The following is a 15,782-nucleotide window of genomic DNA, read 5'->3' as shown; positions in this document are numbered from 1 at the left end:
AAAACAAAAAAGCCGCTTTAAAGCGGCTTTTTTGTTTATAGGGAATTTACGATGCGACTTGTAACAAACGTCCACCAGAGATCTGGCTAAAATATTGTTTCAATGTATCCAGACAGCGCAGGACTTTAGTCGGTTGCTGTTCTCGATTAAACATAACTGCATAAAGGGTGACTGGCGGAAGTTTCCATTCAGGCAAGACTTCAATCAGTGAACCATTTAATAAATCTTTTTTAACATCAAGATATAAAATCTTGGCAACCCCATTGCCTTGCAGGCACATGGCTTTTGCAACCAGGCTGTTATTGGTACTAAAGCGTGAGCTTAGTTCAAAGTCGACCTTTTCTGCGCTATGCACATGTTGAAAACTGAAATTCTGATGATTTTTAATATGCGTTAAAGGCAAAACATCATGGTGTTTCAGGTCTTCAGGACGCGAGATAATTGCGGTCTGGTTAATATAGCTTGGCGCAGCAACAAGAATCTGTTCAATCTGCATTAATGGCACAACCTGAAGGTTGTGGTCATCATCGTTCTGGTCAAATCGCAGGGCAATATCAATACGCCCTTCCAACAAATCAACCTCATGATTGTTTGTTTCCAGGTGGACTATCAGGCCACGGTGTGCGGACATCCAGTGAGAAAGTGCAGGAATCACATGATTCGCACACACTTCCGGTAAGGATACAATACGAAGTTCACCAACAAGATCGTCACGTAACTCGTTAATGCGAACCTTTCCACGCTCAGCAGCAGATAACATTTCCTGGCAGCTGTGAAAAAAAGCTTGTCCCGCTTCGGTCAGACTTAATTTTCTCGTAGAACGATTTAGAAGTACAACTTCCATATCCTGTTCTAAAGAGCGAATTTGTTGACTCACGGCGCTGGTTGTAATCCCTAGCTCACGTGCAGCACCGCTAAACGAGTTCTTTTCCACAACACAAGCAAAGACACCCATTGCTCGAAGTTGATCTAACATAAATTCCCCTCTAAACTTATGAGATGCTTCATCTTTTGATAAAAGCAACTCATTGTATTATACGGTGAAATTTACGTTTTGCATTATTTATTTAATTATTTGGTAAAACTGCTGTTGGATTAATCGGTTTTCCGTCTAAGCGAACCTGAAACTCAAGCATAGTGCGGGTTGTACCAGTCGCCCCCATCTCGGCAATTTTTTGACCAGCCGTTACATTTTGGCCACTTTTCACGCTTAATTTACTGTTATGCGCATAAGCCGTGATATAGCCATTAATATGTTTAACTAGTACCAGATTACCGTATTCCTTCAGACCATCTGCTGCATATACCACCTGCCCATCTGCTGCAGCAAAGACCGGATCTCCGACATTACCGCCATAACGGGTACCTTTGATATTTGCAGCCAGATCATAGTTTTGTAATACCGGACCATTTGATGGCTTGACCCAACGTAATCCCGCTGCTGTCGATACTGGGGTAATCGGTGCAGAAGTAGTGGTGGCAGGTTTTGGCGTAGTCTTAACAGTTGTTGGAGCGGGAGTGGTTGGCGCTGGAATCGCAATCGTTTGACGCTGAATCGGCGCAGCTTGGGTAACAGGTTGAGTCGCTGTAGTACGGCGAGCAGTAGTGTTATTTTTCAGGCGAATCGACTGACCCACATAAATACGATACGGTGGAGCAATATCATTCATCTCTGCCACACTGATATAGCTCAGACCATAACGTGCAGCAATGCCACTCAAAGTATCCCCAGAGCGTACCGTATAGAAGTCAGGCGCTGCGGCATAGCGGGTCATATTATTGACCTGAGGTTTAGTGGCACAACCAGTAATAATCAATGTGGAAACAACCACAGTGGACAAAACCAGAGTTTTGATGAAGCTGGATGGTGAAGCATGAATGAAGTATTTCGGTGACACCAAGGACATTATCTTCCTCTCTAACATCTATACGGTTGCAAAAACCCAGTAAGATTAGCAAAGTTTTACTACAATATACTTGTAAGCTTTCATTTTTCACAAACTTATAACATTCATTAGATTTTATTTAGAATCTGGGCTTGCAAAGTGTGAAGTGTGTCATAGTTTGTAGCATCCATCTGAATTGGCGTCACGCTTACATAGCCATTGGCAATTGCAAAAAAGTCTGACTCGATTTCAGTTCCTTTATGTTTTGGCATTGCGACTGCTTCACCCGATAGCCCAATCCAGTAAACCTGGCGACCACGTGGATCTACATGACTGGTAATCGGCTTGGACTGGCTACGGCGTCCCTGAAAGGTCACTTTAGCTCCTTTCAGCTCAGCCACATCAGGAATATTCACATTAAAAATATGACGCTCAGGCAAAGTTGGCAAACCTGCCGCAATAAAATCATGCACCCATTGCGCTGCGATGCGATACTCTTCTGGTGAGGTATAAGATCGAACGTTTTGCCCACATAGAGAAACTGCTAATGCAGGTTGTTTGGCCAGCCGACCTTCAAATGCGGCACCCACCGTCCCTGAGTACAGCACATCATCTCCCAGATTGGCGCCACTGTTAATGCCGCTGACCACCAGATCGAATTCAACATCAAATAAGCCATTCATGGCCAGATAGACACAGTCAGCCGGCGTACCATTCACTGCCCATACATCGGGAGAAATCTGGATCGGTCTTAATGGTCGGTCTAAAGTCAGTGCACTGGAAAATCCGCTACGTTCACTTTCTGGAGCTACAACCACAACGCGTCCTAAAGGTCTCAAGGCCTGCGCCAGTGCCTGTATACCCGGTGCAAAAACGCCATCATCATTGGAAATTAATATATTCACTGCAAAATCTCGTTGAGCAAAAAAATGACTCGCTAGGACATTTCATTGTATTAGTTCAGGAATTATATATATTTGTAGCACGATATCCATTAATACATATGGCTTAAGATGATGAAAAAATTCTCTCTTTGGGGTGCTTTGGCTTTAAGTTTGGCAACTTTTGTTTCTCCTGCAGTTATTGCCAATGATTTGACAGCTGAAGAAAATGACATGATCGTGAAAGAAGATGTTGCGTCTGCACAGGTAATGATTGAAGTATGCCCAGGCATTATTGGTCAGAATGCAAAATTCGATACAACGATTCAGCAGCTGATTCAATCTTATCTAAAAGAATACTCAGACAAATCGATGACCTATCAAAAACTTCAGGCAGACAGTGAATATAAGACTGTGCTTGAAGAAGCGCGTCAAGGTGCAAAACAGACTGCAAAAGACGAACAAAAAACAGCGTGTGAAGACGTTTTAGCCTATCAGGAATAAAGTCTTTCTCACTGAAATGAGACGATGCCAGCATCGTCTTTTTTCTCTTACACATTTCTTCATAATTCTACAGCTTCACTACATTTCCCCTCTTTTCAATTTTGAAAATATCTTTAAGCTAACAAATTATTGTTCTACATGTAATTTTTGAGTTTTTTGATGAAACATACATTAATTAAAAGTTTAAGTTTATCTGTTGTTGCTGGTATGACACTTTGGGGAAGCTCGGTTTATGCAGCAAATGAAAATATTGAAGTCACCCCGAGCCAGGAAATCACCAAGCAAGAATTGGCTGCAATTTATGTCCTTTCTGAAATTTGCCCAAGCATGGTCAAAGACAAAGCAAAATTCAATCAGGGTTATAATCAGTTGGTGACTGAATATCTACCGGGCCAAAAAAATCCGGTAGAACGCCTGAACCAGATGGTAAAACAGTCAGATTTCCGTAACATTCTGGCTGAAGCACAGAGCGATGCCAAAAAGGCTGGCAAGAAAAAGAATCAGGCCATTTGCAATGAGTTGGTGAGCTACAGTAAATAATCCACTTTTTGAGTGATTGCTTACAATACTTTTGAAATAACCCCGGGTTTCCCATAGAAGTCAGCCTAGCTTTGTCCTAAAATGCTAGGCTCTTCGTGCTTACATCAAGATATTGGAACCCACTAGAAATGACCCAAAAAACTGCCCTTGCTGCATTATTATTAATTCCTAGTTTTAGCTTTGCAGCAACTGTCTTATCTGCACCACCAGAATTGAATAATAAATCTTATGTGCTAATGGACTACGAGACAGGGCAAATTCTCGCATCAAAAAATGAAAATGAAAAATTAGCCCCTGCTTCAATGACCAAGATGATGACCAGTTACATCATCGAGCAGAAGTTATTAAGTGGTGAGCTGACTGAAGATGAACAGGTTCGCATGAATGAATCTGCATGGTGCCGTGGTAGCAGTGCAGAATCATGTATGTATGTGCCTTTAAACGGTACGGCGACTGCACTAGAAATGTTGCGCGGGATTATTATCCAGTCTGGTAATGATGCGTCTAAAGCGATGGCTGAACATATTGCAGGGAACGAGGGTACCTTTGCACATATGATGAACCAGGAAGCGAAACGGATCGGCATGACCAATACCAGCTTCATCAACTCGACTGGTATGCCAGCTGAAGGCCATTATTCGACTGCGAAAGATATGGCAACTTTGGCTCAGCACATCATCAAAGACAGTTCAAAATACTATCCAATCTACTCTGAAAAAGAGTTTACTTTTAACGGGATTAAGCAAGGCAACCGTAATGCCCTGCTCTATACTGATCCAAGTGTAGATGGTTTGAAAACTGGTCACACCGATGAAGCCGGTTACTGCTTAACGACTTCTTCTAAACGTGGTCCGACTCGTCTGATTTCAGTAATTTTTGGTGCACCAACCATGAATGAACGTGCGTCGCAAACACGTGAACTTCTGGCTTGGGGTTATGCGAACTTTGAAACCAAAAATGTTCAGCCTGCTAAACAGGTTCTAGCCAAATCTAAAGTCTGGTTTGGTAAGGAAAATGAAGTTCAGATCGGTCTTGCAGAAAACTTTAACGTGACTATGCCTAAAGGTCAGGCCAATGCCATCAAGACTCAATTGGTCGTTCAGCCTAAACTGACTGCGCCTTTACAACCAGGTCAAGTCGTAGGTAAATATGTGGCGACTTTAAACGGTAAAGTAATTGCTGAGAAACCACTTGTTGCACTGAAAGCAGTTGAAGAAGCTGGTTTCTTTGCCCGTATGCTGGATCATATCAAACAATTCTTTAGCAACCTGTTCTAATATTTATTATCAATATTAGCTCCGACTAAAGCCAAAGCACACATTCATCGAATGTGTGCTTTTTTATTTTATAATGCTTATAAACTTTCAGGATGATACTGACATGAGCCAAAACATTCGCCCTTATCTGGATACTCGCCCGCAAGTCGCTGACTCCTGTTATATCGATCCGATGGCGGTGATCGTAGGTGATGTTGTTTTAGGCGAAAATGTATCTGTGTGGCCTTTTGCTGTCATTCGTGGTGATGTGAATCATATTCGTATTGGCAAGAACTCGAATGTACAGGATCATTCCATGTTGCATGTGAGTCATAAAAAAGCGGATAAACCTGAAGGTTCACCACTGATCATTGGTGAAGATGTCACGATTGGTCATCATGTAAAATTACATGGCTGTACCATCGGTAATCGTGTTTTAGTGGGTATCGGTACAATTATTCTCGATGATGTAATTGTTGAAGATGATGTGATGATTGGAGCAGGTTCACTGGTACCACCGAATAAGGTATTAGAAAGTGGGTACTTGTATGTAGGCAGTCCAGTCAAAAAAGTGCGTCCACTGACTGAAAAGGAAATAGCTTTCTTGCCTTATTCAGCACAAAACTATGTGAAAGTCTCAGGCCATTACAAATAAATCGACAAACTAAGGCTACTTTACGTAGCCTTATCTTAATTAAGGAATAACCACATAATCATTCTTAAAACTATTGGCTTCAAAGTCTCCCTCTACCAGATACACAAATTTCTGGTCAATCTTGTTCAGCTCTAAGCAATCATCCACATCAATCACGGCATCGGTATGAGGTTTAAACCAGGTCTTTTCAATGGCCAGCTTGCCTTGTGCTTTAGCTTCAGTCTTATTTTTAGCAGCAACTACCAGATATTTATGGATTTCACCAAACTGATCTGGCACATAAGCACCCAGATTGATCAGGAATAATTTTAAATCCTGTTTTACAGGTGTGTCCGTCACCTGAACCTGATAATTCAGATCCTGATAGCTAACACCATTGATCATCATCCAGCCATCGACATGCAGACCTTTTTGCACACCAAACCATTGCTGCTTCAAATATGGGAAAGCTGTCTTAATATCTGAACTAATGACCGGAATTACATCATGTACTTCTACATTGGCTTTTTCATGCTTGCCACCCAATAAAGCAATATAGAGCTTGAGTTCAGACATAAAAAAATCCTTTAAAAGTAAAATAGAGAAAACTTTATCCGCATAGTGTAAATGAAACTTACTCGTTCAACTTCAAGTCAATCATCTCATATTTTAAAATCCTGAAATTTACTTAAATCAGCCTCAATACAAGGGATGAAAAAATCCTAATTTGATCTATTTTTAAGCAAGCTTATTTGTATTAAAATAAGGTCCAAATTCCCCTTCTCTTATAAGTGAGTCACGCCAATGAAGTAAGTCTATTTTTCTCATCAACGATTATTTTTAGATTGATGTGCAAAATAGATCGTCTGGCTTGATCTTTTCTAGAAAAAATCTCTTGTTTATTTTGTGCATCCTGTATTTATGAGGTTATTTATGACTCAACAGGCATGTGTAATATCCAGTCTGACTTTAGAATTCCCGTCCAAAGTCATATTTCAGAATTTAAATTTTACCCTTCCTAAAGCTCAGGTCAGCGCTTTAATTGGCCGTAATGGACAAGGTAAGTCTTTGCTCATGCAGCTTTTGTATCAGGCTCAGCATTCTTCTCCACATTGCTCAGGTCAAGTTTCCTGGCAAATGCATCATGCCTATCTACCACAATTGCATCGGTTAAAGGCAGCCACAATTGCTGAAGCACTCGAAGTAAGTCAATTACATCGTGCTTTTAAAAATGTTGAACATGGTACAGCCAGTTTCGAGGATTATGAGCTACTTGAGGATAGTTGGCATTTACCGCATGAATGGCAGCAACTGTTGAGCTCAGCACAATTACCCACCGATCTGGACTTTCCTGTGCAATATTTGAGTGAGGGCCAAAAGACCAAACTTGCTTTATGTAGCTTGTTCTTAAAGCCTGAATATTATTTATTGCTGGATGAGCCAAGCAACCATCTGGATCGTGAAGCACGGACATGGTTAATAGAGTATTTAAAGTTACATCCTGCTGGTGCGTTGATCATTAGTCATGACCGGACTTTACTAGATCAGGTTGATCATATTTATTATTTAAATGAGCATGGATTACAGCACTTTACTGGAAACTATGCGGAGTTTTTTGAACAGTATCAGAAAAATGTCACTTCACTCGAACAGTCAATTCAGCAGAGTCAGCGTGATATTAAACAGATGAAGCACAAGCAGCATGACGTTTTAATGAAAGCACAAAAGCGGGAACGTGCCGGAAACAAATTACGTGATTCGAATTCCCAAGCCAAAGTGCTTTTAGACTTTAAAAAAGAACAGGCTGGTCAAAGTATAGGTAAAGTTCAGGCACAGCACCAACGGCAAATTTTGAATGAACAATCTGAGTTAAAATTTCAAAAGCAGCAACTCGAAAAGATAAAACCTCAGCTATTTCAATTTCCAGACCTTAAACCACAGTCTGGTGAAATTCTGCGGGTTAAAGAGTTAAAGCTTCCTTGTGGTACTCCACAGCCTGTGAATCTTGCTTTAAGTGCAGCTGAAAAGATCCATATTATAGGCCGAAACGGAATTGGTAAATCCACTTTGCTGAAACTGATCGCCCAACAAAAGCAGCAACCTTTGGATCAAATCTTTCTGGCACGAAACTGTTTTTATCTGGATCAAAATTTTAGTTTTCTCAATGAGACATTAAGTACAATTGAAAATTTAAGGCAGATGAATCCCGATATTCCGGAAGTGGAATGGCGTAATTTATTAGGCCAACTCAGAATTCGTGGTGATAAAGGTACTTATCCTTTGTCTCAGTTAAGTGGTGGTGAAAAGCTGAAAGTGGCGTTATTAGGTCTTAGCCAGGTCTCCCCTCAACCCGAACTTTTATTATTGGATGAGCCAGAAAATCATCTGGATATTGAGTCTAAAGCTTTGCTGGCAAGTGCAATTCGGTCTTATAAAGGCGCTGTAATTTTAGTTTCACACGATGAACAGTTTGTGCGTGATTGCGAGATCACTGAAGTATTCAATATGAATGAATAATTTTCATTAAACTTATATATGTAAAAGCCACCTCAATGGGTGGCTGATCAATCACGGGAAATAAGCTTATTGTTTTGTAGTCACACCCTGAGAATATAAATTTAATAAGTATTTTGACAGTATGGTATTCCCTACAAATAGAGAGCCTGATTCACTTAAGTGACCATAATCCACCTGAAGCAGATCTTCTCCTTGAGCTGCACGAATCCGACATTTGTATTGCTGCTGAACATCATCTTTTTTACATAAATGATCAATGAGGGATATATAAGTAACCCCCTGAGGATATTGTAATTTTTTCATTTTCTCGTCTACCTGAACTGCTCTTAAATCCAGTCCGGCATCAAATATAAAATCTTCAGTACTATTCCAGTTTTTCGGTTTCACCATCACTTTCGGAAGTGAAGGTTTCCATTGCGAAATTGGCCCCACAATGACGATATTGGATACGCCAAGCTGAAGTAAACTTTTCCCGATATTTTCCCAATTGGTTTCGTCGTGCTTCAAGGCTTGGGTGATGACCACAATTTTGGGCTTCAGTTCTGCGATGCTCTTTAGTGCCAGTTTATTGGAATAATCACAGGCTTCTTTATAAGCCCCTTTATGATAGTTAATCTCGGTCAGCGATGCCCTGCAAATGGAAGAGGTTTTCTGATAAAAAGGGATATCATTGGATTTCAGTAATGTCCTCAGCCCTAAAGAAAGTGCTTCAGCATGAGAATCTCCCCATAAGAACACCCCGCCTTCCTTTTGTTTCGTGATACAGACCGGATCAGGATCATAACTATTATGCTCAGTCAGGCTCACGTAAGTATCACATTTCAGCCAGTACGCATCCCTTAAATTTTTGAATTTTTCATTATAATAATCTAAGAATTTTGCCTGTTCTGAGGCTGCGCCTTGGCGCAGATCTGTATTAAAACCATTAAATATATTTAAAGTAATTCCTAAGCTCATGAGCACTAGAGAAAAATAAAGTGGTTTTATACGATAAACATCTTTCCACTGGTGATATGAAGGTAATTTAATCTGCTCAATATACTTGTAGCTCAGAAAACCCAGAATTATAGAAAGGGCTATTCCGGCATATACATAATACTCAGGCAATGAGTAGATATAGATCAGCACCACCAAAGGCCAGTGCCAGAGGTAAATAGAATAAGACCAGGCTCCTAGTTTTTGAAATACAATATTATTGGTAATAACGCTGTCATTTTGATGTGCCTGAATCATCAGGAAGGTACCGATAACAGGAAAAACTGCCAGATAGCCAGGCCACAAATCTTCTGCTGAAATGAAGAAGTAAGACCCCAGTATAAGTGCCAATCCCGTTCTTTCCAGCAACCTTTTCTTATTTTCCTGCAAGTTCAAAGGGTAAAGATAAGCAATTCCCCCGATCATCATTTCCCAGGCTCTGGTAGGTAACAGGAAATAAGCCGGATTTGGCCATTTGTAGGTAGCGATCACAGATAGAATGAATCCTAAAATTGTTCCTGCCAGCAGCACAAATTTCATGGTCTGGATGGACATGAACTTGCGCATGGCAATGAGAACGAGCGGATAAATCATATAGAATTGCCATTCGACGGAAAGTGACCAGGTATGTAATAACCACTTTTCGTGAGTGCCTGCCTCAAAATAACCGGATTCCTTCCAGTAACTGATATTGGATAAAAAAGTCATGCTACTCGCTGCATGCTTACCCAATAACTTGTAATCAAAAGGTGTCAGATAAAACCAGCCAAAAATCATTAATACCAGACACAGCGCGGCCAAAGCCGGAATAATCCGATTCGCACGAGCCACATAAAATTTCAGAATAGAAAATTTTTCATGTTCTAAATCTTTAAATATGATTCCAGTCATTAAAAAGCCTGAAATCACAAAGAAGACATCTACCCCAACAAAACCGCCAGGCAGCCAGGCCGCATTAAAATGAAATAGCATGACTGCAATCACTGCAATTGCTCTGAGGCCATTGATGTCTGTTCTGAATTTCATTGGAGTCCTGTCCTATAAAGCGTGTTATTTATTTTAATTGTTATGAAATACTGCTAGTTTTTATTAAATTATATTTTAAATCAAATTCTTATATTAAAGCGTAGAATACAGATATTACTGTTTTAGTATTTTATGCACCCATTATATTCTACGCTTTCTTTTTCGCCAAATGCCTTTATTGTTAATCATCTAAATTAAAATCCCGAGTATCGACATAGCCACCGCCGCCTAAATTTTGTAGAATACAGTTTTTATTCCATGGTGCTCCTCTATGACCGCTTGGACTGCTCACGTCACTGTCGCAACTGTCGTCGAAAATAATGGAAAATTCCTCTTCGTTGAAGAACATACTGAAGGTGTCACTCATACCGTATTTAATCAGCCAGCAGGCCATGTTGAAGCAGGTGAAACCATTGTCGAAGCAGCCATTCGTGAAACCATGGAAGAAACCGGCTATCAGGTTAATGTCACTGATCTGATCGGCATCTATACCTATACCCCACCGATGTTCCCGGATCGTACCTATTTCCGTTTCTGCCTGAGAGCAGAAGCCATCAGCCATGATGAAAATGCTGAACTGGATACCGGTATTGTCGGTGCAGTCTGGATGACGCTGGATGAACTGGTTGAAACCGCACGTGCCCGTAGCCCATTGGTGATTAAAGCCGTGCAGGATGCCCAAGCTGGCAAACGCTATCCTTTATCGCTCATTTACGAGCACCAAAATTCTCCCTTAATTTCAAATTTGGATGCTTAATCCTATGCAACAACGTGTCATCGTCGGTATGTCTGGTGGTGTAGACTCATCTGTGTCTGCAGCTCTCCTCCTTCAACAGGGTTATCAGGTTGAAGGTCTTTTCATGAAAAACTGGGAAGAAGATGACGGCACAGAATACTGTACGGCAATGGAAGATCTTGCCGATGCACAAGCCGTTTGCGACAAGATCGGGATCAAACTGCATACTGCTAACTTCGCAATGGAATACTGGGATCGCGTGTTCGAGCATTTCCTGGCGGAATATGCTGCTGGCCGCACCCCAAACCCGGATATTTTGTGTAATAAGGAAATCAAATTCCGCGCCTTCCTGGATCATGCGATCAATCTCGGCGCTGACTTTATTGCCACCGGTCACTACTGTCGTCGCGGCGAAACCATGACCAATTCACGCGGTGAGCAATATGCCCAATTACTGCGTGGTTATGACAATAATAAAGACCAGACTTACTTCCTGCATGCAGTTCATGGTCGTGAAATTAATAAGACCCTGTTCCCTGTTGGTGAAATTGAAAAACCGCAAGTCCGTAAAATTGCAGAAGAATTAGGTCTAGCTACAGCCAAGAAAAAAGATTCTACGGGTATCTGTTTTATCGGTGAACGTCGCTTCAATGACTTCCTGAAGCAATATTTGCCGGCTCAACCTGGAAAAATCGTGCTGGAAGATGGCAAAGAGGTTGGTGATCATCACGGCTTAATGTACTATACGCTCGGTCAACGCGGCGGGATCGGTATTGGTGGTATGAAAGGTGCTGAAGAAGGTGCCTGGTTTGTACTGCATAAAGATATTGAAGGTAACCGTCTGGTGGTGGGTCAAGGTCATGAACATCCACTGATGCAAAGTACCATATTGTGGTCTGAAGCGATTGACTGGGTAGCCGGTGAACAGGATATTCCTGAATCAGGTTTCCGCTGTACGGCAAAAACCCGCTACCGTCAGCCTGACCAAGCGTGTACTATTTTCAAGGATCCAGAAACACCAAACGGTGTTCGTGTTGAATTTGATGAGTCGCAACGTGCTGTGACCCCAGGTCAAAGCGTTGTATTCTACTCAGGTGAAGTTTGTTTAGGTGGTGGCGTGATTCATCATACCAATGCGCCTAAACCTGATTTTATTAAAGGATGATTTCGGCATGACGGAGTTACCGTTTCAACAAGCCACAACGTTGAATGTTCGTCAAAATCGTGCGTTGGCGCTGGCGGGGGTTTTTCAGGCCACCCAGCTGACGCATATGACTGCATTGACGGGACAGCAAAGCATTGGTGAAAGCGGTAATTTCTATTTTGAACAGTTGATTAAAGCCAGTTTAAATATCCGTCCAAGTGGCAAGTTAAATGCCCAGACCTTAGACTTCTTTAATCAGCTGGCCGATATTTCCCTCGGTTTAAAAACCCTGGAGAGCAGCATTACCCAACCTTTTAATACTTCCCCAAAATCCCGACTTCCAAAACTTTCATCGACCAAGCTTCCAATGTCTTATGCCATGGCACTTCTTCAGTTAGAAAAGAAGGTCTATAGTAATCCCAAGTTTGTTGAAATCATCGAACAATCCCAGCAAAAAATCCTCAGACAGCTCTCCTTCTTCGATAACAATTACATGCACCCCAGCATCATTGCCAATCTCGCTCAAACCTATGTCGATACCGCCGGCCAGATCAATCCGCGGATCATGGTGCGTGGCAATGCTGAAGCCTTTAAAGATTCCGGTCATACTAACCGCATCCGTGCTTCACTCTTTACTGGACTGCAGATGGCGCACTTATGGCGTCAGCTTGGCGGCAGTTCATGGGGCATGATTTTTGGCAAGCGCAAGCTGCTACAGGATATCCAAAATCTCGCGCGCTTACAGTTTCAGGTGATCTAAACCATGTTGTTGTACGCGCACCGTTTTTCGTTTAATTCCAAAATCTAGGGAATCGATATGAACGCTTTAACTGCACTTTCTCCATTAGATGGACGCTACGCTAGCAAATGTGATGCGCTGCGCCCTTTTCTTTCTGAGTTTGGTCTGATCCATGCTCGTGTGACTGTTGAAGTGCGTTGGTTACAAGCGCTTGCCAACCGTCCTGAAATCACTGAAGTGCCAGCTTTCTCATCTGAAACCAATGCTGCACTTGATGCCATCGTTGCCAACTTCTCTGAAGAAGATGCCAACCGCATTAAAGAGATCGAACGTACTACAAACCACGACGTGAAAGCGGTTGAGTATTTCCTGAAAGAAAAAATTGCAGGGATTGAAGAGCTAAAAAATGCGGGTGAATTCATTCACTTTGCATGTACCTCTGAAGACATCAATAACCTGTCTCATGCGTTAATGCTGAAAAATGGCCGTGATGTTTTAATCGCATCTATGCAACAAATTATCGATTCAATCGTGGCTTTGGCTGAGACTCACGCTGAACAGCCGATGCTGTCTCGTACCCACGGTCAAACTGCCAGCCCAACCACTTTGGGTAAAGAAATGGCGAACGTGGCTTACCGTCTGGCTCGTCAAATCAAACAGTTCAAAAATGTTGAACTGCTAGGTAAAATCAACGGTGCTGTAGGTAACTACAATGCGCACTACTCTGCTTATCCAGAAATCAACTGGCCTGCTCATTCTCAAGCTTTCGTGGAATCTTTAGGTCTGACTTTCAACCCATATACGACTCAGATCGAACCACATGACTACATGGCGGAACTGTTTGATGCGCTTCGTCGTTTCAACACGATTCTGATCGACTTTAACCGTGACGTTTGGGGCTATATCTCTCTTGGCTTCTTCAAACAAAAACTGAAAGAAGGCGAAGTGGGTTCTTCAACCATGCCGCATAAAGTGAATCCAATCGACTTCGAAAACTCTGAAGGTAACTTGGGTATTGCCAATGCTGTATTGGCTCACTTGGGTGAAAAACTGCCTGTATCTCGCTGGCAGCGTGACCTGACTGACTCTACTGTTCTGCGTAACATGGGCGTTGGTTTTGCACAAAGCTTAATCGCGTTTGAAGCATGCTTAAAAGGTATCGGTAAACTTGAACTGAATGCTGCTCGTATTCTTGAAGATCTTGACCACGCGCAAGAAGTTCTGGCTGAACCTATTCAAACGGTAATGCGTCGTTACAACGTTGAAAAGCCATACGAAAAACTTAAAGCCCTTACTCGTGGTCAAGCCATGACTCGTGACATGATGGTGAGCTTCGTGAATGGTAATGAGCTGGAAGCTGTTCCTGCTGCAGACCGTGCGCGTCTGGCTGAAATGACACCTGCAACTTATACAGGTAATGCTGCTGACCAAGCAAAACAAATTAAAGACTTAATTTCTAAAATCTAATTTAGACAATTAAGACCAAAAGCGAGGCTCCGGCTTCGCTTTTTTATTTATAATTATTTTCAACTTTAAAACAAAATGATAGATAACAAGATGATGGATCATCGATTAAGCGGCAAACATTTTATCAGCCTGGGAATTTTGGTAGCTGCGATCATTGTTGCCAGCATTCAACCTTTAGAAATGCAATCCTATTTACTGCATCAGACCGGTACTATATTTATGATCGGTATGCTGACTTTCTGCCTGTATAAAATCGGACTGAGTTTCCTTAGTTTTAATCTGTATATTCTGTTTTTATTCATTCATATCGTTGCAGCACATTATCTGTATTCTTATGTACCTTATAATGACTGGATTCAGACACTGTTTGGCTTTGACCTAAATACTCTCATGGGCTGGTCTCGCAACATGTTTGACCGTTTTGTACATCTGGTTTTTGGCCTGTTGCTCTATCCTGTTTTTTATCAACTGTTTCAGGTCTGGTTACCCCAGCAAAAGCCATTCACTATTTTTCTTTTAGTCATTCAATTCGTGATGGCGACTAGTCTGATTTATGAATGGATTGAATGGCTGATCGCCATTGGCTTATCACCCGAACAGGCTGAAAGCTATAATGGCCAGCAAGGTGATATGTGGGACGCGCATAAAGACATGTTACTCGCAACAGTCGGTGCGATGTTTACGGGTGGATTCATGTTGTTTGTATCACATCAAAAAAGCTCATCCAAGTGAGCTTTAATTCTGGAAAACAAGTGAATTAATTTTTCAGATGATGAACCGGAAGATATTTATCGCATGACATTATGCAGGCGGATAATAGCGCACAAAATCATCTTTCATTTTTTGCAATTCATTACCCGTCAATATTTCGCTGTAATAAATAAAATAGGTGGCATCAGGATATTGAATCTCATGTCTGTACATGATTCCACGTAGAGAAACAGGCAACTCTTTAGGAAAATCATCCGCTAAATTCAGTTCTTCAAATTCATAGTTAAAGTAACAATTTTGGATTGCTAAAAATGCTTTAGCCACGGCCATCTTTCTGCTCTTAATGGAAATATGCTGCATTTTAGCTGATGAGCAGTAACCATGGCTGATATTTATGAAGGTTCAATCCACTTAACCAGCTTAGATTCTGCCAAATGCCGATATTTGAACTTATCTAAATATTCAAAGCAGACTTTATGACCTTCAGGAATTTTCTTTAGATGCTTATCAAAAAATAGATGACGATTATATTGAGTACCATCAAAGCGGATGCTGACACGCTCAAAGTAACCACTCCGACGAGCATTGAATTGGTAAAATTGAATCACGCCACAGTCCTCTGATGGAATCACAGGTGGAGCATCTGGCTTTAAAAATGCGTAGAGTAAAAAGATTGAAGTGCCGGGAAGAAAGCTGAGCCAAAATAACATCTTCTTTGATTCATCAGTGGTTAATTTCGCTTCAGATTGACATACTCCCACCACTT

Annotated in this window: 17 protein-coding genes; 10 read left to right on the top strand and 7 right to left on the bottom strand. The window is 41.5% G+C overall.

The genetic code is table 11. The features are described 5' to 3' along the window. Window positions 1–46: 46 nt before the first annotated feature. The 3 genes from G5T77_RS15290 to surE all read right to left on the bottom strand — a co-directional run bounded on the left by G5T77_RS15290 (window position 47) and on the right by surE (window position 2,791). Window positions 47–976: a LysR family transcriptional regulator gene (locus G5T77_RS15290; protein ID WP_166138888.1), complete on the bottom strand. Its 930-nt coding sequence runs from the start codon at window positions 974–976 to the stop codon at window positions 47–49. Window positions 977–1,067: 91 nt separating this feature from the next. After that, window positions 1,068–1,907 (bottom strand): peptidoglycan DD-metalloendopeptidase family protein, encoded by an 840-nt coding sequence (locus tag G5T77_RS15285; protein ID WP_166138886.1) that lies wholly within the window; start codon window positions 1,905–1,907, stop codon window positions 1,068–1,070. Window positions 1,908–2,014: 107 nt separating this feature from the next. Continuing rightward, window positions 2,015–2,791, bottom strand: a complete 777-nt coding sequence (surE, locus tag G5T77_RS15280; RefSeq protein WP_166138883.1) for a 5'/3'-nucleotidase SurE — start codon at window positions 2,789–2,791, stop codon at window positions 2,015–2,017. 108 nt (window positions 2,792–2,899) lie between these two features. Between surE and G5T77_RS15275 the strand changes: the two genes are divergently transcribed. The 4 genes from G5T77_RS15275 to G5T77_RS15260 all read left to right on the top strand — a co-directional run bounded on the left by G5T77_RS15275 (window position 2,900) and on the right by G5T77_RS15260 (window position 5,722). Then, a complete protein-coding gene (locus G5T77_RS15275) occupies window positions 2,900–3,271 on the top strand; it encodes a hypothetical protein (protein WP_166138880.1) in 372 nt (123 codons plus the stop codon). A gap of 159 nt (window positions 3,272–3,430) precedes the next feature. After that, window positions 3,431–3,811 (top strand): hypothetical protein, encoded by a 381-nt coding sequence (locus G5T77_RS15270; RefSeq protein WP_004782633.1) that lies wholly within the window; start codon window positions 3,431–3,433, stop codon window positions 3,809–3,811. A gap of 128 nt (window positions 3,812–3,939) precedes the next feature. Continuing rightward, entirely contained in the window at window positions 3,940–5,088 is a 1,149-nt protein-coding gene (gene dacC, locus G5T77_RS15265; RefSeq protein WP_004782636.1) for a D-alanyl-D-alanine carboxypeptidase PBP5/6, read from the top strand. Window positions 5,089–5,191: 103 nt separating this feature from the next. Continuing rightward, window positions 5,192–5,722 (top strand): gamma carbonic anhydrase family protein, encoded by a 531-nt coding sequence (locus tag G5T77_RS15260; protein ID WP_166138877.1) that lies wholly within the window; start codon window positions 5,192–5,194, stop codon window positions 5,720–5,722. Window positions 5,723–5,761: 39 nt separating this feature from the next. Here the strand turns inward: G5T77_RS15260 and G5T77_RS15255 are convergent, their stop codons facing one another. Continuing rightward, window positions 5,762–6,277, bottom strand: a complete 516-nt coding sequence (locus G5T77_RS15255; protein ID WP_166138874.1) for a DUF1543 domain-containing protein — start codon at window positions 6,275–6,277, stop codon at window positions 5,762–5,764. Window positions 6,278–6,634: 357 nt separating this feature from the next. Here G5T77_RS15255 and G5T77_RS15250 point away from each other — a divergent pair, with 357 nt between their 5' ends. Next, window positions 6,635–8,218: an ATP-binding cassette domain-containing protein gene (locus tag G5T77_RS15250; protein ID WP_166138871.1), complete on the top strand. Its 1,584-nt coding sequence runs from the start codon at window positions 6,635–6,637 to the stop codon at window positions 8,216–8,218. 66 nt (window positions 8,219–8,284) lie between these two features. Here G5T77_RS15250 and G5T77_RS15245 read toward each other — a convergent pair whose 3' ends face one another. Next, entirely contained in the window at window positions 8,285–10,219 is a 1,935-nt protein-coding gene (locus G5T77_RS15245; RefSeq protein WP_166138867.1) for an acyltransferase family protein, read from the bottom strand. A 271-nt stretch (window positions 10,220–10,490) separates the two neighbouring features. Between G5T77_RS15245 and G5T77_RS15240 the strand changes: the two genes are divergently transcribed. The 5 genes from G5T77_RS15240 to G5T77_RS15220 all read left to right on the top strand — a co-directional run bounded on the left by G5T77_RS15240 (window position 10,491) and on the right by G5T77_RS15220 (window position 15,037). Next, complete coding sequence (locus tag G5T77_RS15240; RefSeq protein WP_166138863.1) at window positions 10,491–10,976, top strand: NUDIX hydrolase; 486 nt, start codon at window positions 10,491–10,493, stop codon at window positions 10,974–10,976. A gap of 4 nt (window positions 10,977–10,980) precedes the next feature. Beyond that, complete coding sequence (gene mnmA, locus G5T77_RS15235) at window positions 10,981–12,120, top strand: tRNA 2-thiouridine(34) synthase MnmA (RefSeq protein ID WP_034703632.1); 1,140 nt, start codon at window positions 10,981–10,983, stop codon at window positions 12,118–12,120. 7 nt (window positions 12,121–12,127) lie between these two features. After that, entirely contained in the window at window positions 12,128–12,859 is a 732-nt protein-coding gene (gene hflD, locus G5T77_RS15230) for a high frequency lysogenization protein HflD (protein ID WP_004782648.1), read from the top strand. Window positions 12,860–12,916: 57 nt separating this feature from the next. Next, window positions 12,917–14,305 carry an adenylosuccinate lyase gene (gene purB, locus G5T77_RS15225; RefSeq protein ID WP_034703634.1) on the top strand — a complete coding sequence of 463 codons (1,389 nt, stop codon included), beginning with the start codon at window positions 12,917–12,919 and terminating at the stop codon, window positions 14,303–14,305. A gap of 90 nt (window positions 14,306–14,395) precedes the next feature. Then, window positions 14,396–15,037, top strand: a complete 642-nt coding sequence (locus G5T77_RS15220; RefSeq protein WP_166138859.1) for a DUF2238 domain-containing protein — start codon at window positions 14,396–14,398, stop codon at window positions 15,035–15,037. 69 nt (window positions 15,038–15,106) lie between these two features. Here the strand turns inward: G5T77_RS15220 and G5T77_RS15215 are convergent, their stop codons facing one another. Together G5T77_RS15215 and G5T77_RS15210 are read right to left on the bottom strand one after the other, a co-directional pair. Beyond that, complete coding sequence (locus G5T77_RS15215; protein ID WP_166138857.1) at window positions 15,107–15,346, bottom strand: hypothetical protein; 240 nt, start codon at window positions 15,344–15,346, stop codon at window positions 15,107–15,109. Between the two features lie 62 nt (window positions 15,347–15,408). Beyond that, window positions 15,409–15,780, bottom strand: a complete 372-nt coding sequence (locus tag G5T77_RS15210) for a hypothetical protein (RefSeq protein WP_354667263.1) — start codon at window positions 15,778–15,780, stop codon at window positions 15,409–15,411. Between the last annotated feature and the right edge of the window lie 2 nt (window positions 15,781–15,782).

Source organism: Acinetobacter sp. GFQ9D191M, assembly GCF_011174875.1.
In the GTDB taxonomy this organism is placed as follows: domain Bacteria; phylum Pseudomonadota; class Gammaproteobacteria; order Pseudomonadales; family Moraxellaceae; genus Acinetobacter.
This window is presented reverse-complemented; position numbering and strand designations above follow the sequence as displayed.

Excerpts from the sequence above, each read along its gene's own strand:
- dacC (WP_004782636.1), top strand. The coding sequence starts at position 3,940 with ATGACCCAAAAAACTGCCCTTGCTGCATTATTATTAATTCCTAGTTTT.
- G5T77_RS15260 (WP_166138877.1), top strand. The coding sequence starts at position 5,192 with ATGAGCCAAAACATTCGCCCTTATCTGGATACTCGCCCGCAAGTCGCT.
- G5T77_RS15245 (WP_166138867.1), bottom strand. The coding sequence starts at position 10,219 with ATGAAATTCAGAACAGACATCAATGGCCTCAGAGCAATTGCAGTGATT.
- G5T77_RS15285 (WP_166138886.1), bottom strand. The coding sequence starts at position 1,907 with ATGTCCTTGGTGTCACCGAAATACTTCATTCATGCTTCACCATCCAGC.
- G5T77_RS15270 (WP_004782633.1), top strand. The coding sequence starts at position 3,431 with ATGAAACATACATTAATTAAAAGTTTAAGTTTATCTGTTGTTGCTGGT.
- G5T77_RS15290 (WP_166138888.1), bottom strand. The coding sequence starts at position 976 with ATGTTAGATCAACTTCGAGCAATGGGTGTCTTTGCTTGTGTTGTGGAA.
- G5T77_RS15240 (WP_166138863.1), top strand. The coding sequence starts at position 10,491 with ATGACCGCTTGGACTGCTCACGTCACTGTCGCAACTGTCGTCGAAAAT.
- G5T77_RS15275 (WP_166138880.1), top strand. The coding sequence starts at position 2,900 with ATGATGAAAAAATTCTCTCTTTGGGGTGCTTTGGCTTTAAGTTTGGCA.
- G5T77_RS15255 (WP_166138874.1), bottom strand. The coding sequence starts at position 6,277 with ATGTCTGAACTCAAGCTCTATATTGCTTTATTGGGTGGCAAGCATGAA.
- hflD (WP_004782648.1), top strand. The coding sequence starts at position 12,128 with ATGACGGAGTTACCGTTTCAACAAGCCACAACGTTGAATGTTCGTCAA.
- mnmA (WP_034703632.1), top strand. The coding sequence starts at position 10,981 with ATGCAACAACGTGTCATCGTCGGTATGTCTGGTGGTGTAGACTCATCT.
- G5T77_RS15250 (WP_166138871.1), top strand. The coding sequence starts at position 6,635 with ATGACTCAACAGGCATGTGTAATATCCAGTCTGACTTTAGAATTCCCG.
- purB (WP_034703634.1), top strand. The coding sequence starts at position 12,917 with ATGAACGCTTTAACTGCACTTTCTCCATTAGATGGACGCTACGCTAGC.
- G5T77_RS15220 (WP_166138859.1), top strand. The coding sequence starts at position 14,396 with ATGATGGATCATCGATTAAGCGGCAAACATTTTATCAGCCTGGGAATT.
- G5T77_RS15215 (WP_166138857.1), bottom strand. The coding sequence starts at position 15,346 with ATGGCCGTGGCTAAAGCATTTTTAGCAATCCAAAATTGTTACTTTAAC.